At 63.8% G+C, this 17,988-nt stretch carries 22 protein-coding genes; 8 read left to right on the top strand and 14 right to left on the bottom strand.

The annotated features are described in order from the left end of the window. Positions 1–17 precede the first annotated feature (17 nt). Positions 18–869, top strand: coding sequence for a LysR substrate-binding domain-containing protein (locus tag WNZ15_RS03275; protein WP_342891500.1), 852 nt, complete (start codon positions 18–20; stop codon positions 867–869). Positions 870–876: 7 nt separating this feature from the next. Here the strand turns inward: WNZ15_RS03275 and WNZ15_RS03270 are convergent, their stop codons facing one another. Further along, positions 877–1,227, bottom strand: coding sequence for a carboxymuconolactone decarboxylase family protein (locus WNZ15_RS03270; RefSeq protein ID WP_342891499.1), 351 nt, complete (start codon positions 1,225–1,227; stop codon positions 877–879). 129 nt (positions 1,228–1,356) lie between these two features. Continuing rightward, positions 1,357–2,025 (bottom strand): metal-binding protein ZinT, encoded by a 669-nt coding sequence (locus WNZ15_RS03265; RefSeq protein WP_342891498.1) that lies wholly within the window; start codon positions 2,023–2,025, stop codon positions 1,357–1,359. Positions 2,026–2,268: 243 nt separating this feature from the next. Here WNZ15_RS03265 and WNZ15_RS03260 point away from each other — a divergent pair, with 243 nt between their 5' ends. After that, a complete protein-coding gene (locus WNZ15_RS03260; RefSeq protein ID WP_342891497.1) occupies positions 2,269–2,583 on the top strand; it encodes an antibiotic biosynthesis monooxygenase in 315 nt (104 codons plus the stop codon). Between the two features lie 7 nt (positions 2,584–2,590). On the opposite strand, the gene WNZ15_RS03255 is transcribed toward WNZ15_RS03260, so the two are convergent. The 5 genes from WNZ15_RS03255 to WNZ15_RS03235 all read right to left on the bottom strand — a co-directional run bounded on the left by WNZ15_RS03255 (position 2,591) and on the right by WNZ15_RS03235 (position 6,060). Further along, positions 2,591–3,202: a glutathione peroxidase gene (locus WNZ15_RS03255; RefSeq protein ID WP_342891496.1), complete on the bottom strand. Its 612-nt coding sequence runs from the start codon at positions 3,200–3,202 to the stop codon at positions 2,591–2,593. Positions 3,203–3,290: 88 nt separating this feature from the next. After that, the gene (locus tag WNZ15_RS03250) at positions 3,291–3,851 is read right to left on the bottom strand and encodes a DUF1190 domain-containing protein (RefSeq protein WP_342891495.1); all 561 of its coding nucleotides are present in this window, start codon (positions 3,849–3,851) and stop codon (positions 3,291–3,293) included. A 76-nt stretch (positions 3,852–3,927) separates the two neighbouring features. Then, a complete protein-coding gene (locus tag WNZ15_RS03245; protein ID WP_342891494.1) occupies positions 3,928–4,338 on the bottom strand; it encodes a DUF350 domain-containing protein in 411 nt (136 codons plus the stop codon). Between the two features lie 20 nt (positions 4,339–4,358). Beyond that, on the bottom strand, positions 4,359–5,003 hold the full coding sequence (locus WNZ15_RS03240) for a DUF2491 family protein (protein ID WP_342891493.1): 645 nt from the start codon (positions 5,001–5,003) through the stop codon (positions 4,359–4,361). Continuing rightward, a complete protein-coding gene (locus WNZ15_RS03235) occupies positions 4,984–6,060 on the bottom strand; it encodes an ion channel (protein WP_342891492.1) in 1,077 nt (358 codons plus the stop codon). Before WNZ15_RS03235 ends, WNZ15_RS03240 begins: the two co-directional genes overlap by 20 nt. Positions 6,061–6,219: 159 nt before the next feature. Here WNZ15_RS03235 and WNZ15_RS03230 point away from each other — a divergent pair, with 159 nt between their 5' ends. From WNZ15_RS03230 to WNZ15_RS03220, 3 genes are read left to right on the top strand one after another with little or no spacing between them, the layout of a single operon-like run. After that, the gene (locus WNZ15_RS03230; protein ID WP_342891491.1) at positions 6,220–6,660 is read left to right on the top strand and encodes a DUF2170 family protein; all 441 of its coding nucleotides are present in this window, start codon (positions 6,220–6,222) and stop codon (positions 6,658–6,660) included. Positions 6,661–6,691: 31 nt separating this feature from the next. Beyond that, positions 6,692–7,363, top strand: a complete 672-nt coding sequence (locus WNZ15_RS03225) for a PspA/IM30 family protein (RefSeq protein WP_342891490.1) — start codon at positions 6,692–6,694, stop codon at positions 7,361–7,363. A 10-nt stretch (positions 7,364–7,373) separates the two neighbouring features. Next, positions 7,374–8,543, top strand: coding sequence for a glutathionylspermidine synthase family protein (locus WNZ15_RS03220; RefSeq protein ID WP_342891489.1), 1,170 nt, complete (start codon positions 7,374–7,376; stop codon positions 8,541–8,543). Positions 8,544–8,686: 143 nt separating this feature from the next. Here WNZ15_RS03220 and WNZ15_RS03215 read toward each other — a convergent pair whose 3' ends face one another. From WNZ15_RS03215 to WNZ15_RS03205, 3 genes are all read right to left on the bottom strand, one after another. Further along, entirely contained in the window at positions 8,687–8,866 is a 180-nt protein-coding gene (locus WNZ15_RS03215; protein WP_342891488.1) for a hypothetical protein, read from the bottom strand. Positions 8,867–9,024: 158 nt separating this feature from the next. Then, positions 9,025–10,263, bottom strand: coding sequence for a GAF domain-containing sensor histidine kinase (locus WNZ15_RS03210; RefSeq protein WP_342891487.1), 1,239 nt, complete (start codon positions 10,261–10,263; stop codon positions 9,025–9,027). A 196-nt stretch (positions 10,264–10,459) separates the two neighbouring features. After that, positions 10,460–11,419, bottom strand: a complete 960-nt coding sequence (locus WNZ15_RS03205) for a DMT family transporter (RefSeq protein WP_342891486.1) — start codon at positions 11,417–11,419, stop codon at positions 10,460–10,462. A gap of 258 nt (positions 11,420–11,677) precedes the next feature. On the opposite strand from WNZ15_RS03205, the gene WNZ15_RS03200 reads away from it, so the two are divergent. Beyond that, positions 11,678–12,568 carry an NUDIX domain-containing protein gene (locus WNZ15_RS03200; RefSeq protein ID WP_342891485.1) on the top strand — a complete coding sequence of 297 codons (891 nt, stop codon included), beginning with the start codon at positions 11,678–11,680 and terminating at the stop codon, positions 12,566–12,568. Between the two features lie 77 nt (positions 12,569–12,645). Here WNZ15_RS03200 and WNZ15_RS03195 read toward each other — a convergent pair whose 3' ends face one another. Both WNZ15_RS03195 and WNZ15_RS03190 read right to left on the bottom strand, forming a co-directional pair. Then, the gene (locus WNZ15_RS03195) at positions 12,646–13,260 is read right to left on the bottom strand and encodes a ferric reductase-like transmembrane domain-containing protein (RefSeq protein ID WP_342891484.1); all 615 of its coding nucleotides are present in this window, start codon (positions 13,258–13,260) and stop codon (positions 12,646–12,648) included. A 7-nt stretch (positions 13,261–13,267) separates the two neighbouring features. After that, positions 13,268–13,756: a twin-arginine translocation pathway signal gene (locus WNZ15_RS03190; RefSeq protein ID WP_342891483.1), complete on the bottom strand. Its 489-nt coding sequence runs from the start codon at positions 13,754–13,756 to the stop codon at positions 13,268–13,270. A gap of 351 nt (positions 13,757–14,107) precedes the next feature. On the opposite strand from WNZ15_RS03190, the gene WNZ15_RS03185 reads away from it, so the two are divergent. Beyond that, entirely contained in the window at positions 14,108–14,782 is a 675-nt protein-coding gene (locus WNZ15_RS03185; protein WP_342891482.1) for a DUF2161 family putative PD-(D/E)XK-type phosphodiesterase, read from the top strand. 18 nt (positions 14,783–14,800) lie between these two features. Here the strand turns inward: WNZ15_RS03185 and WNZ15_RS03180 are convergent, their stop codons facing one another. Then, positions 14,801–15,943 carry a heparin lyase I family protein gene (locus WNZ15_RS03180; RefSeq protein WP_342891481.1) on the bottom strand — a complete coding sequence of 381 codons (1,143 nt, stop codon included), beginning with the start codon at positions 15,941–15,943 and terminating at the stop codon, positions 14,801–14,803. Positions 15,944–16,277: 334 nt separating this feature from the next. On the opposite strand from WNZ15_RS03180, the gene WNZ15_RS03175 reads away from it, so the two are divergent. Beyond that, the gene (locus tag WNZ15_RS03175) at positions 16,278–16,745 is read left to right on the top strand and encodes a hypothetical protein (protein WP_342891480.1); all 468 of its coding nucleotides are present in this window, start codon (positions 16,278–16,280) and stop codon (positions 16,743–16,745) included. Here the strand turns inward: WNZ15_RS03175 and WNZ15_RS03170 are convergent. Further along, positions 16,721–17,869 (bottom strand): OB-fold nucleic acid binding domain-containing protein, encoded by a 1,149-nt coding sequence (locus WNZ15_RS03170; RefSeq protein WP_342891479.1) that lies wholly within the window; start codon positions 17,867–17,869, stop codon positions 16,721–16,723. The genes WNZ15_RS03175 and WNZ15_RS03170 overlap by 25 nt on opposite strands. Between the last annotated feature and the right edge of the window lie 119 nt (positions 17,870–17,988).

Raw genomic sequence — 17,988 nt, 5'->3', positions numbered from 1 at the left:
TAGGTTATCTAAAAGATATGCAGCTCGATCACACGCTTCTCCGAACTTTTCTTGCTTGCGTCGATGCAATGAGTTTCAGCCGCGCAGCGTTACGCGTGCACAAGTCGCCGGCGACGGTGTCCATGCAGATCCAGCGTCTGGAAGGGCGCATCGGCAAGCCTCTGTTCCTGCGTGATACGCGAAATCTTGCACTTACAAGTGCAGGGGAAGAACTGGTGGGTTACGCAAGGCGTATCCTGCGCTTGCATGACGAAGCGGTTGCGGCTTTCCGACGACCGGACATGGAAGGTTCGGTGACGATCGGTGCGCCTGACGACTACATCGTCGCCATGTTGCCCGACGTGCTCCGGCGATTTGGCGAAATGTTTCCGCGCGTGGAACTCAATGTGGTCTGCGCCCAGTCCACAACGCTCCTGCCGCAAGTCGATGCGGGTGACATTGATCTGGCCATCGTCACGCGAACCGGTGTCACCCAAGGCCACCTGATCCGGCGTGAGCCGATGGTCTGGGTCGGATCGAAAGACGGTCAGGCCCTGGAACGTGACCCTCTGCCGGTCGCGCTCTATGAACCGGGTAGTCAGGCCCGCACCGTGACTCTGGCCGCACTGCATCGAAGCGGTTTGAGCTATCGCTCGGCCTATTCCAGCTTCAGTCACTCGGCGCTGGTCACGTTGGTCGAGGCTGGCCTTGCAGTGGCCGCCGTTGCGCAGATGGCGGTTCCCACCTCGGTCGAACGGCTCGGCAGGAGCCTGGGTCTGCCTCCGGTTGACGCTCTGGATATCATCCTGGTGCGCAGCGGGAACGCGACCAACGCTCCCTGCGAAGCGTTGGCCCTGGTTTTGCTGGAAGACCCGGGAAATGGCCTTTGAGGCGCGTTCAGCTTTCCTCTGAAAGTCCGTCGAAGGCGGCAAGGGCCTCGGCGCCGTAGATCATCGACGGGCCGCCACCCATATAGACCGAGACACCGATGACCTCGAGGATCTCGTCCCGGTTGGCGCCGAGCCGGGCTGCCGAACGGGCGTGATAGGCCAGACAGCCGTCACAGCGCGCGGTGATGCCGATGGCCAGCGCGATCAGTTCCTTGGTCTTGGCGTCAAGCGCGCCCGGGCTTGTGGCCGCCTTGGCCAGCGCGCCGAAGCCCTTTGCGACATCCGGAATGCCCTTGCGGACGGCGGCCATGCGATCGTCGGTCTGCGCGACAAAATTTTCCCAGTCGGATACGGCCATGCTTCTGGCTCCCTGTTCGGTATGAGGCACTTTCCGAGGGGACCTTAGGTGGCGGCGAACCGGGCAGCGTTGACCTGTCTCAACGGGGGATGGGTCCGGCACGAAATATTCGCGCCGGACGCTTCCCGGTCAGTGAGCGATCATTTCCTCCACGATTTCTCCGGCCGTGAGGGAGGCAGGGAAGTAAGTCGGCCAATTGGTCACTTGTTCCAGAAGGCCTGCGCGGTCGTTGCCCCAATAAAGATGATAGTGATCGGCGTCGGCCGGAGCTATGCGGTGGTCGCTGAACTGGATGAAGCCCGGCGTGCCGTCGTCGCCACCGGTTTTGCGGAAGATGAAGCGGACGCCGCGATTGCCCTTCGTGTAGGTCAGGATCTCGTAGCCATCTGTTTCATACTGCCCGGAAACACTGTCCTCTCCCCTGTGAAACGTGACCTGACCGTCGCCGATGACAATCCGGTCAACATCGGTCTTGTAGCCGGTCTCGTAATAGGCGCGGTACTCCTCGGCACTCTTGTCGCTATGGGCGGCCTTGTGCGCCATGACCGGAGCCAGGGTGCCATCCTGGAGATAGGGGTAAACCGATTGCCAGTCGCCGTCCCAGTCGGAGAGCAACCGGTTCGCGACCTGCTCGTCCTTGAAATAGCCGTTGCTGATTTCCTTGTTCGCGGCCTCGTCATGACTGTGGGCATGGGTATGTGCCTTGCTGTCGGTTGAGCTTGCGGTTGCCGGCGCGGCGAGAAGCAGCATTACGCCGAGTGCCAGGGAGCCGGCAATCCGGAAGTTTCTGGGTGCCATTGTCTGAACCTTTCATGCAGAGACAGGTGATGGGAACGAAAATAGTTATGTTATTACATTACATTTGATGAGGTAGCCCAGATGCGCTCTGCTGACAATAGGCTTGAGAGGAAATTCGAAGGTGTGCGCCAGGGGACTGCCGAAGGACGCCTTGTGCTTCCTAAAACCTGATTGTACAAATCAGGTTAAATGACCCGGCCTGCAACGATCAGGCCGCCGGACAACAGCAGGAGATCCAAGATCATGTATGTCGCCATGAACCGTTTCACGATCAGGGGAGGCCAGGAAAAGGCCTTTGAAACCGTCTGGAAAGAGCGTGAATCGAAGTTGGAAGATGTCCCGGGGTTCAAATCTTTTCATCTTCTGAAAGGCCCCCTCGACGAGGACGCCGGCACGACGCTCTATGCTTCGCATACGGTCTGGGCGAGCCACGAGGATTTTGTGAACTGGACAAAGTCCGAGCACTTCCGTCAGGCGCACAGGAACGCCGGGAACAACAAGGGTCTTTACGTCGGTCACCCGCAATTCGAGGGCTTCGAGTCCGTTCTGGACGCCTGACGGATTGTCAGCGGCTTTCCGGGGCGTCCGGCAGATCCGCAAGCACCGCCTCGATGGCGCGGGTGACGCCGGCTGACGTCGGTGGTGCCGGTGTCGGGAACCAGGCGACAACCCGGCCACCCGGGCCGATCAGATACTTGTGAAAGTTCCAGTAGGGCCGTGCTGCGGAGCCGAGTGTGTCTGCCGCCCATCGATAAAACGGATGCGCGGCCTTGCCCCGGACCGGCGTCTTGGCGGTCAGGGCAAACGTCGCGCCGTATTTGCCTTCGCAGAATTTTGCGATCTCGCCATCTGCCCGCGGCTCCTGTCCGCCGAAATCGTTCGACGGCACGCCCAGGACGACGAGGCCCCGGTCTGCGTATGTTTCGTGCAGGTCCTGCAGCCCGGAAAGCTGCCCGCTGAAACCGCATTCCGTCGCCGTGTTGACAATCAGCACGGCTTTGCCCTTGAAGTCCTTCAGCGCCAGCGGGTCGCCATGGGGCATGGCGAAGCTGAAGGCATGGGCGGACGGACCTGTGCCGGATGCAATATCCTTCCCGGTACCGGATTGCGCGAACGCCGGCCGGGCCGTGTCCAGCGCGCAAATCGACAGGAAAACGGCAGCGGCAATCCGGATCATGTGTCAGCCTCCAAATTCTGCCTGACATACGGGCGGGACCTGCCGGCGGTTCACCTGAGGCCGCTGCGTGCTGCCGGCGCCGGCGGGTCTAGCCGCCCCGGGAGCTGAAACTGGAGCGGCTGCCGAACCCGCCGCGCGAGGCGACGGATGTGCGTGTCTGTACCTTGGCAGGCTTCGGCGGCGTCTTGACCGCATCGTTGTAGGTCCGCCAGGAACTGCCACCGTAGTTGCCGACATAGTAGCCGCCGCTGGTGTAGAAGCCTTTCTGGCCCCGGCTCGAATACACCGGGCGGACATTGTTGCCGATCACCTGGGACGCGACCGCGCCGGCGAGTGTCCCCGCCAGGAAGTATCCCGAAGGCGACGGCGTGTAATAGGGGCCCGCGCTGGACGTCTCCTGGAGACAGGCGTTGCCGTGCTGTTCTGAGCAAAGCGTGATCGTCTTGTAGCGCGGCCCGCTGGTCTCGTGGGTTGCCTTGCCGGCCTGGAGGGCCGCGGCACAGACCTCATCCGGCACGTAGTCGTCGGCAATGCATTCCGCTTCGGTCTTGTAGACCCGGCCTTCCAGGTCCGGTTCGTCTGCGCAACCGGCCAGTGTCACGGTTGTCGTCGCCATGACCACCAGCTTGATCGACTTGGAGCGTTTCATGAGTTTCTCCCGACCTTCCAAACGGTCTGATCTGTTGGGATTGAGGGTCCCGCGGGGCCGGAGCCGCGCGAGCCGGTCAATAGGTGATGCAGGCGGCGTTGAGCAGTCCGACGGTGATCGAAATCGCGGCGAGCTTGGTGCTGATGGCCATTTCGCCCGCTTCGATCCGGGCGGTGATCTTCGGGTAGAACCGGCGGAAGATCTGATAGGCGATCAACTGCGCGATACAGGCGATGATGCCCCAGAGGATGAAGTCGAAGATGTTGACCGAATTGGCGGCGGCGCTTGCCAGGGGCAGCGAAAACCCGAGAAAGGCGGCGCTGAACACCAGCGAGGCGGCGACATTGTTGTCCTTGATCAGGGCCATTTCGTCATGCGGTGTCATGACGGTGTAGATCTTCATGAAGATCAGCAGCATCGCGATGGCCGCGATGAAATAGGCGACAAAGGGAATGATGCCGTAAAGGGATGCCTGTAGGTCTGCCATTGGTGTCTCCCGTGACGTTATTAGACAGAAAAATTATGGCGCTCGAGGGGAAAGCCGATCATGAAGGCGACGCTTCTTTCCGCGCCTTCCGGTTCTTCCATGTTGATGAGCAGCATTTCGTCGCGCCCGTCCTTGAGGGGCCGGGCGAACAGCATGGCCGTTTGAAAGATGCGCCGCCGGCCACTGCCGTCCCGCGCGTCGCACACGTCCTCCCAATAGGTCATCGGGTCTTCCGGTGCGGTGGAGGTGTCGAACCAGGCGCGCTCGAAACGGTGGTCGCCGTCCTCGCCGCGAAGCGTGTAGCCCGTCTGGCGGATCGCGGTCTTCATGCGGCCCCATTCGGCGTCGCCGGACGGATACTGCACATCGTGAAAGTACCACAGCATGATCTCGTCGACCCGCTCGTCGGTCTCGCCGTCGCCGCCCTGAAACTGGATCAGGAAGCGGTCGTCATCGGGGTAGAAGCGGTGCATGTGCGACTGCTCGCCGAGGTCGCAGTGACCCTGGGCCGTGATCATCAGTGTGGTGTCCGGCCGTTCGATCAGGCTGTCGGCGGGCAGGAGCCGCAGCGCGATCGGGTCGAATGTGATGCCGCGGCCGATGGTCAGACCGAGAACTTCCGGCGGCTGCCGGCCTTTCGACCGCTTAAACAGAGACCCGAACATCGCTTCCCTCCAGGCCGGCCAGGATCTGGCTTTCGGACAATCGCGCGCTCGCAAGGTAATAGAACGAGCCGCCCGATTTCAATGTTTTCGGGAAGGGGCGGAACAGAAAGGCGGCATCGTCCGGCTGTGACACGGCAATCAGCGTGCCTTCAGCTCCGGAAAGCGCTTTTTCCAGAAAGGCCGTTTCGGTTGCGCCGCCATTGCCGCCAGTAGTGCCCTCCGTCTCGATGACGGCCGAATAGATGGTGGCCCCGAGACCGGCCGTGGACAGGGCCATCAGGATCTGTCCAGCGCCCGGGTCCTGGGCGGCCCGCACCAGCGCCTCGCAGGAATTGGACACGACCGGCTCGATGCCGGCGAGCCTGCCCGCACGCCGTGCGGTGTCCCTGTCCTCGAAATAGGCAGCCACGTGGACGGTCTCGTTGAGTTCACGGATGGCGAGGCATGTATTGAAGGTTTCCGCGTCCGAACCGGCATAGACCAGCACCTTCTGCGCGCCTGGGATCGCGGCGCGCCGGAGCGATTGCAGCGCATCCATGCGTTCGGCCCGGATCAGGCGCACCCCTTCGGGAACTTCGACGTTCTTGGAGTCCGCCAGCAGGATGATCTTGTCGTCGCCGTCCTGGCCGGCGATCAGGTTTTCCACCATCAGCGGGGTCCGGTCACGGCGATACCCCACGATGACCGTCGCGTTCTGAACGCGTTCGAAATTTCCGTTGCCGTCAGCCATACGCCTCACTCCTTCCACAAGGACACCCGTCAGCCGGCCCAGAACCGCGGAGAATATCAGAAGAGCCCCGGGAAAGAACCAGAAGGCGGCAACCATGCGCCCGGCTTCCGTCTCCGGCGACAGATCGCCATAGCCGACCGTGGAGGCGGTCGTTGCCGCGAAATAGATGAAAGTCAGCGGGCTGTCCGTCAGCCCGCTCTCGCCCGCCAGCGCGAAAAGCACCCAGGAAATCAGCAGATAGGCGCAGATCAGCGACCCCAGCAGCCAGAGCTTGAGTTCCAGAACATGCTGGTAAAGTCGCGAAACAATTAATTGCAGAATAGGCACGGCTTAAATCGGCCCCGGTTTCAATGGCGGCTACTCTGACCAGCGGCGGCGGCCTTGTCAATTCGGATCGCGCAGGGAAAAATCGCTTGAATCAGTCATGTTTGACTTCTACTTGTTCGGTGCCGAAAGGCCAAGACAGCGGAAACGGGAGCTTCTGGAATGACTGCAAGGCAAACACCCTGGACATTGCAGGAGCTTAAAGAGGCTCTCGAGCAGTCCGCCTCGTTCGGCGGGGACGAAATCAGCTGTGCGCTCAGCGTTGAGCAGTCCGATGTGCTGGAAGTCCGGCTGGGCTCGGCGGGCGGCATCGCCCTGTTCGTGACCGTCGGGGAAACCCAGATCCTCACGTCCACCGTGCTTTGGCCGAGGCAGGATCAGGACGATCCCGCAGCCTTTGAGGCGATGATGCTGCGCAATCACAAGAAGCTGCTGCCGCTGTGCGCGCTGTCGATCGACCTGATCGACGGCCGCGAATATTATGAGCTCTTCGGCGCCATGTCGGTTCGCTCGACGCTGGACTCCGTCGAAACCGAGCTGCGCACCATCGCCAACAGCGCCCTGGAACTGGCCTCGGATGTCGGTCCGAAGGCCGTCGTCTGAAACCGCCGTTGATGAGCGAGGACATCTGAAAATGACTGTTTGGGGCAAATTGATCACGGCATTCAAGGGCCATGCCAACGAAGCGGCGGAAGCCATTCAGGACGCCAATCTGATGACCATCCTTGAGCAGGAAGTGCGTGAGGCCAAACAGGCCATCGCCGCCGCCAAGGACGAAAAGGCCCGCATGGCCGCCAACCGCAAGCTGAAGGAAAAATCCGTCGGCGAGATGATGGGCGAGATCGAGCGCCGCACCGATGCGGCCCGCAATGCCAAGGCCCAGGGCGACGAGCCACTGGCCGTGGAGATCATCGAGAGCATCCTGAAACTGCGCGACAAGACGGAAGCCGATCAGGCCCTGTTCGACCAGTACAAGTCGACCGAGGAGCGCATGGACGCCAGCATCCGCCAGTCCGTGAACAAGATCGAGACCCTGCAGCGCAAGATCGAGAGCGCCAAGGCCAACGAAGCGCTGATCAAGGCCCAGAAGGCGGCCTCCACCAACACCACCGCCTCCGATGGCCGGCTCGCCAGCGCCGTCGACAGCCTTGCCCGTCTGGAGCAGCGCCAGGCGGAACAGCAGGCCATGCTGGAAGCCGCCGACGAGGATGCCCGCCAGGAAAGCGGCGCCGACCTGGAAGCCAAGATCAAGGCCCTGGAAAACCCGGGCCGCAACGATGTCCAGGCGCTCCTGGCCAAGCTCTGACGGCCGCCCGATGCAGCGCATCGACCTGCCCGAGCGGCCGGACTGGAAGGAAGAGGCCGAACGTCTCGGCTTCGGTTTCCACACCATGTACGGCGCGCCCTACTGGGACGAAAGTCACGCCTACAGCTTCACGCTGCGCGAGATCGAGGATGATCTGGAGGATCCCTCGCAGGCGCTCTACGGCATGTGCCTCGATCTGGTCGACCGGGTCGTGCGCGACGACGCCCTGCTTGAGAAAATGGCGATCCCCGAGGCCTACCGCGCCTGGATTCGCACCTCCTGGGAAGCCGGACAGCCGTCGCTCTACGGCCGCTTCGATTTTTTCTATGACGGCAGCGGTCCGGCGAAGCTGCTTGAATTCAACGCCGATACGCCGACGGCACTCTACGAGACCGGCTTTTTCCAGTGGATGTGGCTGGAGCAGCAGATGGCGGCCGGTGTGTTGCCGCCCGAGGCCGACCAGTTCAACTCCGTCCAGGACAGGCTGATCGAGCGCTTCGCGGCCATGTTCGCGCCTGGTTATCACATTCATTTCGCCTCTTCGAAGGACCAGGACGAAGACCGCGCCACCGTGCGCTATCTGGAGGATTGCGCCCGGCAGGCGGGTCTGATCCCGCATTTTGTCGCCGTCGAGGACATAGGCGTGGACGGGGAGGGCCGCTTTGCCGACACCGAATCCCACATCATCGACGCCCTGTTCAAGCTCTATCCGTTCGAGGACATGTTCCGCGAGGACTACGGCCCGTATCTGCCCGGGGCGCCGGTGCAGCTTCTGGAACCGCCCTGGAAGGCGATCCTCTCCAACAAGGCGATCCTGCCATTGCTCTGGGAGATGTTTCCGGACCACCCCAATCTGCTGCCGGCATTCTTCGAGGGCGAGGCGGACGAGGGATTCCTGAAGGGTGCGCATGTGCGCAAGCCGTTCTTCAGCCGGGAAGGCGCCAACATCACGGTGTTGAGGCCGGAGGTCGAGGACATCACCACGCCGGGCCACTACGGCGCCGAGGGCCATGTCCTGCAGGCCTATGCCGAACCACCGAAATTCGGCGATGACTACGTCATGATCGGCTCGTGGATCATCGGTGGCCAGGCTTCGGGCATCTGCCTGCGCGAGGACAAGGCGCTGGTTACCCAGGACCTGTCGCGCTTCGTGCCTCATGTGATCCTGGAAGAAGGGTAAAACGCGGTCTGGCGAGTCGGCAGGTCTCGAATCTGGTCCGGGACTGCGTTGATTGAGAACCCGCGGTGCACCCCGCCCCGCGCGCCCCGGCCTTGAGCCGGGGCCTTTGCGGCACTTGAGCGAGCGGAGCATGCGCCGCGCCGTCAGTCCTTGCCGGAACCAGGTTTCTGCGGTGCGATGCCGGCATCGGGCTCCTGGCCGAAAAACGTGCCGCCGAGCTGTCCGCCAGCACTGGTGTTGTCCGCGACGCGCTTGATCCGGGCCGCTTCTTCCTCGGCTTCCTTGCGCTGTTCCGGGCTCATTGTGATCTTTTCGTCGGTCATTTGATCCTCCTGTTCCGTTTCTGGGTCTGGAGAGTCAACGGGCGGGCGTCAGGATCGTTCCAAATGGGGTCTCGCCATCAGCGCGACGGGACCGGCACTCCGACTTCAAACCCGCACCGGTCCGCCAGAACATGCGCGCCAGAACAGGTCCGTCGGTATCATGTCCCTGGGGAAGCCGGAAGCGTGAAGGCGAAAGTCGTCAGGCCGTTCTCGCAGGCCACGTCGAGGCGGCCGCCATGAGCGGCGGCGATCGACGAGGCGATGTAAAGGCCGAGACCGAGCCCTTCGCCTTTCGTGTCCTCGCCGCGCTGGAACGGCTTGAACAGACGGTTTCTCACATGGTCAGGAATGGCCTCGCCACGATTGATGACCTGGAGGACCATGTCTCCGCCGGTCTTCAGACTGCGTACTTGCACCGGCTGGCCGGGATCGGTGTGCCGGATGGCGTTGGACACAAGGTTGGACACCGCCTGGGCAACGCGCGGGGCATCGCAGATCAGGGGCTGGTCGAAGGCCAGTGCGAGGTCGATCGCGCGGTCCGGGAACGCGGCGCGGATTTCCGCGACCACCTGTTCGATGGCTTCATTCAGAGGCGCGTCCGGCACCGCATGGACACGGATACCGCCGCCGAGGCGCGACTTGGCGTGCAGCATCATGTTCTCGATGAGGTCCTGCATGCGCAGCAGGGAGGACTTCATCAGTGACAGGACAAGTTGCGCATTGTCGGATCGGGGCTCCCGTTCCAGCTGCCGGATCCCCGCCGAGAGGGCCGCCACGGGACTGCGCAGATCGTGACCGAGCACGGCCACGAACTCTTCCTGGATCTTGGTCATCTCGCGCTCATGGGCCGCGAGGTGTTCATGAGCCAGCAACCGTTCCTCGGTCTCCAGACTGCGGCCGATAATGTCCGCGAACAGTTGCAGCATGGCCACGGCACGCGGCTGCTTGACGTCTCTTTGCTCTGTGTCGATGGCGCACAGGGTTCCGAAGAAGACGCCGTTGCTCCGGTAGATCGGGATCGAGGCGTAGCTGATGATGCCGAACTTGGCCGCGATCGGATGACCGCCATAGACCTCGTCGGTGGCCGCGTCGTTGAAAAGCACGTTCTGCGCCGTTTCGCGCACGGTCTGACAGAATGTCGACTGGATTTCGATCTCGTCGCCCGACTGAAGGCCGAAATTGATCTCGTCGACGGTGCGGCAGGCGACCCAGCGGTCTTCGGTCACTCGGGCGACCGCAGCGAAGCGCATGTTTGTGGCCAGCATGACCGTTTCCAGGATGACGCCGACGGTGTCGCTGGTGGCGATGGCCTCGATATCCGCCTGGAAATCGTGCTTCCCGGCGAGAAAGGCGGCGTGATCCTGCAGGCCGGTCATCGGCAAAGGGACTTCGTTCATGGCTATTGACGGCTCGTTTCAGGTCCGTGACCTTGATCGTTTTCCCGATCCGGAAACGGTTGGCAATCCCGTGCATCAGCCGGATCGCACGAATCCTTCGCTCCATATTCAGGTTTTTCGGCTCTGTCACCCGTAAAATGCGGACTTTGGCCGGTTTTGCTCTTGAGACTGTCCCTCAAGGGGGGCGTGATGCCTGTCACCGGTTGGAAATGGTGCCTGGCCGGCGCGGATTCCAGATCTCCAGAAGGCTTGCGCCGAGGACCATCGCGCCCCCGGCAATTTCCACCGGTGTCAGGAACTCCCCGGCCAGGAGCGCCGCCGAAGCCGCACCCACGAGAACCTCCGTCATCAGGAGGATGCCGACGCGCGCCGGTTCCAGCCGGACGGTTGCCCACATCAGCGCCGCCGTCGACAGGCCCCACCACAGGCCGCCGGCCGTGAGCGCCAGCACGCCGATGCGCAGGATCTGACCGACCGCCGCGTCTTCCCGGGCGGACGGTCCGGCAGCATGGGCAGTTCCCGTGACCGCTTCCGTGAACAGGCCCGGTACCAGAGTGAGCATCAGAGCGAGCAGCAGCGCGGTCAGGGCCGCGCCGGCGGCAAACACGAAGGTGGCGTCCACCGGCCCGAGCGTCGATCTGGCCTTGATGCCGGTGGTGGCGATCGCCCACAGCAGCCCCGCGATCAGCGCCATCCATTCTCCGGCGCCGTCCGGCAGCGGCACGGTGCCGTCCGCGCCCAGCATCACGCCGAGTCCCGAAAGGCCGAGGCCGATGGCCAGGAGGCGCCGGCGCGGCGTCGGCCAGCCCATGACATAGCGGCCGATCAGGGTGCTCCAGACCGGCGTCATGAAAAACAGCAGGATGACGATCGCGACCCGGCCATAGATGAAGCCGATCGAATACAGCGCGAAGGCGGCCCCGCCAAGGGTGATGGAAACAAGCGCGACGCGGCTGGTGCTGACAAGGGTCCGCCATCTGCGGAGCGTGGCCGGCGCCAGCAGCAGCGTCGCCGCCAGCGTGATCGCCAGCGTGCCCCACGGGCCGTCCAGCCCCGTGTCGGCGAGCGCGCGCACCGGAAGCCAGTAAAAGCCCCAGAGCACGCCGGTGCCAAGCACGATCGCCGTGGCCAGCGCTGTTGTGCGTGTGTCGGTCATGGCCAACCGATATCCCATGGCGTCGGTTCAGTCGAAACTTTCCTGTTTCCCGGGCCGCCTCCCGGCGATTTCGTCGAACCCCCTGCCGCCCCGGCCCCCGAGCCGGGGCCTTCCGCCGATCACGGCGGATCCCGGCTCGGGGGCCGGAGCCGTTGCGATAGGACACGGGAGGTACGCGCCTGTGACAGCAAGGCCAGGCCGCGCTATCCTTTTTGCTGGAATGCGGGATATCGCTGTGCTCACCGCAAGGAAGACCTCATGGACCTGATGATCCTCAGCGCCGGCGCGGGCGAAAGACACTGGCACGGACCGCGTTCGGGTCGCCCGCTGCGCAGCAGCGGCAAACGCCAGATGCAGAAGGTCGGCGCGTTTCTGGGCGGCGAACGCCTGCGCCCGGACCTTGTGCTGACCGATGGCAGCTTGCGGGCGCATGTCAGCGCGGAAAAAGCCCTCAAGGCGGCCGGCTGGACCGCGCGGGGGATCAGTACGAGCGAAGATCTCGCCGCCGGACGATTGCCCGCGCGTGATGCCCTGAAGCGGCCGCTGCTGGTGGCGCTGCCCGGAACGGTGAGACAGCTTCTCGGCGATCCGGCCTTCGGCCTGCCGCAAGGGCGTGTGGAGGAACTCGGCCCCGGCTGTCTGTTGCGTCTGGCCGGACAGGACGGTCGCTTCCGCCTGATCGCACGCACAGATGCCGGAGACCTGCCGGACCTCTTCCCCTATCCGGCACCGGACGGCGCGGGCCGCCGCGACCGCCCGGCCTATTATTACCGCCAGTCCGCCGTCATTCCGGTCCGGCACACGCCGGAAGGCACGCAAATCCTGATTGTCGGTTCCTCCAGCGGCCGCCACTGGACCGTCCCCAAGGGCATCGTCGATCCGGGTCTCTCGCCCGCCGCCTCCGCCAGGATAGAGGCCCGCGAAGAAGCCGGCATCAAGGGCCGGATCGGCAAGGATCCGCTCGGCCATTTCTCCTATGAAAAATGGGGCGCGATCTGCGAGGTCACCTTGTTCATCATGGAGGTGACCAAGGTGCTGGAGGGGGCCGACTGGGAGGAGAGCCACCGGCAGAGGCGATGGGTATCGGCGCCGCAGGCGGCGGACCTGTTGCGGCTGGAGGCGTTGCGGGAGATGGTGGCGGGGTTGTAAAACTCCTTGGGAGAAGCGCGACCGGCGACCGGAAACAGCCGGTCACAGGCCGGTTTCATCGTGCTTTTGTCCTCGCGTCACGCGCGCCGCGGTCCTCTCTTCCGGGCCAGCAGGTCCGCTGCCACCTTCACGGTCGCCGCCACGACCAGCATGCACAGGCCGACCTTCGACCAGGTCTCCATCGTGCCTTCGATCAGCAGCGCATGGACCACACTGCCGGTGACGATGACCATCGCCAGCACCGTATGCGCGCGGCGCCACACCCGCGGGCGCAACCGGTGGCGAAAGAGGGCAAGCAGCGCGGCGGCAAGCACCGCCCATAGCGCGACCACGCCCCAGGCTGAAAACGGCGTCGGCGATCGGAACAAGAGCGCGTCGATCACGTCCGGCGGGCTGGTGATCCACAGGCCGGCGACATGGATCAGCACCAGGGCGACCAGCAGAGCGCCGACCCAGCGGTGGATGCGCCGCCCGCGTGCACCGGAAAGACCCGGCAGACCTCCGCCCGCCAGCAGGGGCTGGAGCAGCAGCAGCGCCATCGCGGCAATGCCTGCAAACCCGGCTGCGATATAGACCGGCTGGCGCCAGGCAAGCAGCGGGCTCAGGGCCGCGGCTGCGACCGGCACGAGGAGCGCCGCCGCCAGGGCGGCCCAGGTCAGGAGCGCAGCGGTTCGGCGGCTGGCTGTCCGCATTCCCCGCTCAGGCCGGCTGCAGAACGAAATGCGCTTCCAGGCTGGTGTCCCGCGCGCTCGACATCACCGGACGCAGGAACACGGTCTCGAATTCGCCGCCGTCATAGGCCAGATGTCCGTGCGCCTGGCCGAAGGCTGGCACGATCTGCGGCATTTCCAGACGGAACACGCCGTTCGCGTCGCTCAAGGTAGCACCATGGCTGCGCCGGTCGCGCTCGTGGCCCTCGGTAGTGTGCGCCCAGACCTGGATGCGCTGTCCGGCCAGTGGCGCACCATCGCCCGCGCGCCGCACCGTGCCGGTCATCCAGAACCCGCCGCCGCCGATCCGGCTGACGATCGGCGCGTCCGGCAGATAGTTGTTGGACCCGCCGCGCATGGACCGCGTCGGCGCCAGGCCATCGGCGCGGGCCGGGACGACAAGCCCGGACGCGGCCGCCACAACGGCTGCGCCGCCCGTGGCAAGCAGGCCGCGGCGGGTGAGGAGGTCGGTGGTCATCGGGATCTCTCCTGTCGGACAGTCACTTCCCGGCGGCTTGCCGCGTGCCGGGATCACTGTGAATTACGAGCGCTTCGTCAGGAAATTATAGTGTGTTTGTGGCGATTTCCGAGATGGGGCCCGCACAGACACGATAAAGAGCGCTCACGGTTGCGTGAAGTCCGGACTGCGCTGCCGGTCTCCCGATCTGACCGGCGTGTGCGGGGATGAGCCGGCCGGCATCGGCGGCCGCCCCTTCGGGACACCGCGCCGGGAGCTGGATCCGTCATTGCGGCCCGGAAACGGTGGACCATTTCCGGCAGCGGCGGCTTGCCGATTGTCCGGGTTTTGCCTCCTGCCTAAACTCCCGGCATGGAACGCATTCTGGAAACCGATCTCTACCTGCCGGTCAAGACCTTCCTTAAGGGTCAGGGATATGAGGTCAAGGCCGAGGTCGGCTCTGCCGACATCGTCGCCTGCCGCGGCGAAGAAGACCCGGTGATCGTCGAACTGAAGACCGGCTTCACGCTGAGCCTGTTCCACCAGGCGGTCGACCGCCAATCGATCACCGATGCGGTCTATGTCGCGGTCGCCCGCGGGCCGGGCAAGCGGTTTCTGGCAAGCCTGAAGAACAACCTCAAGCTCGCCCGGCGGCTCGGCATTGGCGTCATCACCGTCCGCCTTGCCGACGGTCTGGTCGAGGTTCCCCTCGACCCGGCGCCGTTTTCGCCGCGCAAGTCCAAACCCCGCAAGGCCCGGCTGCTGCGCGAATTCTCCCGCCGCGTCGGCGATCCCAACACCGGCGGCTCGACCCGGGTGACGCTGGTCACCGCCTACCGCCAGGACGCGATCCGCTGCGCCGGACACCTTCACGCCAACGGCCCCAGCCGCGGGTCGGATGTGGCCAGGGCAACCGGCGTCACCCGCGCCACCCGCATGATGGCCGACGATCACTACGGCTGGTTCGAACGTGTCGAACGCGGGATCTATGGCCTGACACCCAAGGGGCGGGGGGCGGTTGACGGTGGCGATGCAGGAGGCGGATAGGGACCGCCCTGCCACCTGTCAGTCGGTCAGCCCGACCTGCGTGATCGTCCTGTCGCAATTGCCGATCTTTCTGGAAATGCAGATCCGGTCGACATCCATGTGGTGCGTTCCGGTTATCCTGTCCCGATAGGCGCCGAACTTGAATTTCATCCGGCTGGGGCCCAAACCGTCATGGCCCACATGACCGCTCATCCGCACGATGAAGCGCCCGTTCGCGTAGACGTCGATTTGTCCCTGTTCCGCACCGAGGGGTTTGACCCGGTAGGACATGGTCACCCAGCCTTTGCGCGGATCCGGAAGCAGTGGGGGTTCGCCGCCGTCGGTTGTCCAGACGGTGAACCCCTCCGGGGTGCAGGCCTTGTCCTTGCGGGTGCATTTCAGGGGCTGCGATTTTTTTAAGGCCCGCTGCCCTTGCCCTTCGGGCGCGGCCGGCAGAGACGGGTCGTCGGTCTTCAGGTCGGGGTCGCCGTCCGCCACGGCCACCATGCAGCGGCACCTGTCGCGCTGTGCGGTGATGTGAAAGACGCCATTGTCGAACCTTTGAGCCAGAAACGGGTTCTGGCTGTAGTCGTGCGGCCACTCCGAAGCGGGGGCGTATTTCCATTGCGCCATTATCCATCGGCTTGAGCCGCAGGGCGGCGGCGTGCCCCTTGTGCGGAAGCGGATCGTGTACCAGTGCGGATCCGACACGTCGTGGACATATTTCTTCTGAAGCAGGCGCAACTCGTTGCGTTGCACTTTCGTGCTGTCGCCTTCCTCGCAGCGGCTCTCGAGGCTCAGCGCGTCCGGCGCAATCATGCTGAAGCCGAGATCCGTGGCATCGTCGTCGGCCGTGTAGCGCTCGAGACGTTCCGGCGCCAGGCCGAGGTCAACCCCCTGTTTCCGGTAGGCCTCCCTGCTGGCACAGTTGTCGACATCGCCGCGGTCCTTGTCGATCGAGGCAGTCAGATAGCGGGTTGTCGTCGTGTTCGTGACCTCCTCGTCGAAGGTGAACAGCCGCGGGTAATCCGCCTGACAGGTGGCCCAGACGAACTTGTTGAGACGCCCGTTGCTGAAGCCCTCCCGCAACTCCGCGCCGAGGGAATGGGTGGCGGAAAGGGTGACGGAATAGGTGGCGCAAACGGCCACAAAGAAACATGAAAACAACAGTCGAGCGAACATTGCCCCCTCCCGGAAAACAGAGCCTTCGATGCCTGCGCGGCCAGCGCCCGCACCGCCTGCTGGAAATACAATCCAGAATAGCATGGACGCCCCTCCAAACCAATGTCGAGCAATGACCTGGTATCCGGCGATGTTCAGAGCGTCTCCTCCCAAAGAGTGCTGATCACGGCTCATCTGGTGGCTGATTTACGCCCGCCGGACTTCGTTGCACCGCGCGCCCGGCCGCCAGGAGCACGAATTGTATTTTCTGTGTGCCACATCACACTTTTCACGCCCTGTTGGCCGTATCGTTCCCGGAGGGTGTTGCGGGCAATCAGAGCAGTGAGGCAATTCCATGATCATCAGCCGCGTCGATCAGACGAGATACCCGAAATTCACGCGCTATGTTCGCAACAGCCTGCCTGCAATCGCGAATGTCGCGGCCATGCGGCGTGCCTTTCTCAGATACGCGCAAATGAATCGCACGACCTTGCAGCGGGCGCTCGCCTGGGGAAACCAGCCGACACTGAACATCACGGCGCTCGCATCGCCCGCCGGCACTTTCAGGAATGGCGAGTTCACGCCCAACACCGGCTCCAATGAAATTCGCCTGAACCAGATCCTGGTGACGGCCTATGAAAACGGGACCCCTGCCAACATGGCCTATACGACCAACGCGGCCGGGACGCAGTTGCCGCGCGTCGGGGTGACCATCCTGCACGAGCTGGTGCATTGGGGCGACGATCAGGATGGCATCGATTATCCCGGTGAAGAGGGAGAGCTGTTCGAAACGGCGGTTTACGGACGGAACACCTCGGGATGAGCCCCGCCGCGCACTTCAAGACATTTCGCCGCACCGCAGGCGTGTTCATCTGGGCGTTCGTGGTTTCTGGCGCGCCCATCGCAAGAGGAGAATCCGTTATGGCGTACGACCCCATTGCGCTTGAGGCCGTGATCGGCGATCCGCGGGTGCAGGCATTTATGCATCCCGAGGAAAGCGGGCGGTTTCCGTTGCAGGTCACGCTGCCGGTGGGCACTGACACTGAACGCTTCGCGGCGCTCGATCTGGGCGTCCCGTCCGTGTTTCTGAACCCGGCCACCGCGCCGGACCCGGCCCGGGCCAGCCTGATCGTCTCGACGCTTGAGCTCGGGGAAACCGGCGGCCGCATCGAATTCAGCCTGCCGATCGAAGGGCTCTTCGGGTCGGCGGAAATGAGCCTTGAAAATGGCGCCTGGATCGTGAGCTCCCTGCGTCTGGTCGAGCAATAGGCAGGGGCATTGCGGAAGGGTAGCTCTTTTCCGCGCTTCCTTTGGCTTCGCGGTTCGAGCCAGCCGTGCCCTTTGCACCCCTCTTCCCCCTTGAGGGAGAGATGTCCGTAAAACGGACAGGGGGGTGACGCGGTGCCGCGCATTCCGGGAAAACTGTGTCCCGCCGACAGTGACCTTGACGAGGCGGCCGCCGAGGACGGCGGGGCGGTATTTTTCGTAGATCTTCGGCCAGACGACCACGTTGCTGACCCCGGTCTCGTCCTCCAGCGTCAGGAAGATCACGCCTGACGCGGTGCCCGGGCGCTGACGGGTGATCACAAGGCCGCAGACGGAGACCCGGCGGGCCTCGCGCGGGGAGAGAGCTGCGAGACGCTCGTGCGGGGTCAGGTGCGGGATATGCGGGCGCAGCAGTTCCATCGGGTGGGCGCGCAGGGTCAGGCGGGTGGCAAGATAATCCTCGACCACCTCCTGGCCCAGATGCATCGCCGGCAGATGAACCTCCGGCTCGAAGATCGCCTCGCCGTCGATCGGGTCGTTGAACAGCGGCAGCGGTTTCGCCGAGCGGATGGTCTTGACCTGCCACAGCGCCGCGCGCCGGCTCAGCCCCATGCCGGCGAAGGCGTCGGCCTCGGCGAGGCGCTCCAGGGTGGCGGAGGCGACGCCGGTGCGGAGCCGCAAGGTTTCGGTCTCCGAAAATATTTGCAGACACCCGCAAGTTCATTTTGGGCGGAAAATTCGCCTATTTTTCAATCTTCTTGCCCTTAATTTGACCATTTGTAAAAAAAATTCTCCAATTG

This window comes from Roseibium sp. AS2 (assembly GCF_038900065.1).
GTDB lineage: Bacteria > Pseudomonadota > Alphaproteobacteria > Rhizobiales > Stappiaceae > Roseibium.
This window is presented reverse-complemented; position numbering and strand designations above follow the sequence as displayed.

Bases quoted from the DNA above. Each gene is read 5' to 3' on its own strand.
- WNZ15_RS03175 (WP_342891480.1), top strand. From the start codon at position 16,278: ATGATCATCAGCCGCGTCGATCAGACGAGATACCCGAAATTCACGCGC.
- WNZ15_RS03205 (WP_342891486.1), bottom strand. From the start codon at position 11,419: ATGACCGACACACGCACAACAGCGCTGGCCACGGCGATCGTGCTTGGC.
- WNZ15_RS03240 (WP_342891493.1), bottom strand. From the start codon at position 5,003: ATGTTCGGGTCTCTGTTTAAGCGGTCGAAAGGCCGGCAGCCGCCGGAA.
- WNZ15_RS03210 (WP_342891487.1), bottom strand. From the start codon at position 10,263: ATGAACGAAGTCCCTTTGCCGATGACCGGCCTGCAGGATCACGCCGCC.
- WNZ15_RS03190 (WP_342891483.1), bottom strand. From the start codon at position 13,756: ATGACCACCGACCTCCTCACCCGCCGCGGCCTGCTTGCCACGGGCGGC.
- WNZ15_RS03215 (WP_342891488.1), bottom strand. From the start codon at position 8,866: ATGACCGACGAAAAGATCACAATGAGCCCGGAACAGCGCAAGGAAGCC.
- WNZ15_RS03225 (WP_342891490.1), top strand. From the start codon at position 6,692: ATGACTGTTTGGGGCAAATTGATCACGGCATTCAAGGGCCATGCCAAC.
- WNZ15_RS03275 (WP_342891500.1), top strand. From the start codon at position 18: ATGCAGCTCGATCACACGCTTCTCCGAACTTTTCTTGCTTGCGTCGAT.
- WNZ15_RS03200 (WP_342891485.1), top strand. From the start codon at position 11,678: ATGGACCTGATGATCCTCAGCGCCGGCGCGGGCGAAAGACACTGGCAC.
- WNZ15_RS03185 (WP_342891482.1), top strand. From the start codon at position 14,108: ATGGAACGCATTCTGGAAACCGATCTCTACCTGCCGGTCAAGACCTTC.
- WNZ15_RS03245 (WP_342891494.1), bottom strand. From the start codon at position 4,338: ATGGCAGACCTACAGGCATCCCTTTACGGCATCATTCCCTTTGTCGCC.
- WNZ15_RS03270 (WP_342891499.1), bottom strand. From the start codon at position 1,227: ATGGCCGTATCCGACTGGGAAAATTTTGTCGCGCAGACCGACGATCGC.
- WNZ15_RS03265 (WP_342891498.1), bottom strand. From the start codon at position 2,025: ATGGCACCCAGAAACTTCCGGATTGCCGGCTCCCTGGCACTCGGCGTA.
- WNZ15_RS03230 (WP_342891491.1), top strand. From the start codon at position 6,220: ATGACTGCAAGGCAAACACCCTGGACATTGCAGGAGCTTAAAGAGGCT.
- WNZ15_RS03255 (WP_342891496.1), bottom strand. From the start codon at position 3,202: ATGATCCGGATTGCCGCTGCCGTTTTCCTGTCGATTTGCGCGCTGGAC.
- WNZ15_RS03195 (WP_342891484.1), bottom strand. From the start codon at position 13,260: ATGCGGACAGCCAGCCGCCGAACCGCTGCGCTCCTGACCTGGGCCGCC.
- WNZ15_RS03220 (WP_342891489.1), top strand. From the start codon at position 7,374: ATGCAGCGCATCGACCTGCCCGAGCGGCCGGACTGGAAGGAAGAGGCC.
- WNZ15_RS03260 (WP_342891497.1), top strand. From the start codon at position 2,269: ATGTATGTCGCCATGAACCGTTTCACGATCAGGGGAGGCCAGGAAAAG.
- WNZ15_RS03250 (WP_342891495.1), bottom strand. From the start codon at position 3,851: ATGAAACGCTCCAAGTCGATCAAGCTGGTGGTCATGGCGACGACAACC.
- WNZ15_RS03180 (WP_342891481.1), bottom strand. From the start codon at position 15,943: ATGTTCGCTCGACTGTTGTTTTCATGTTTCTTTGTGGCCGTTTGCGCC.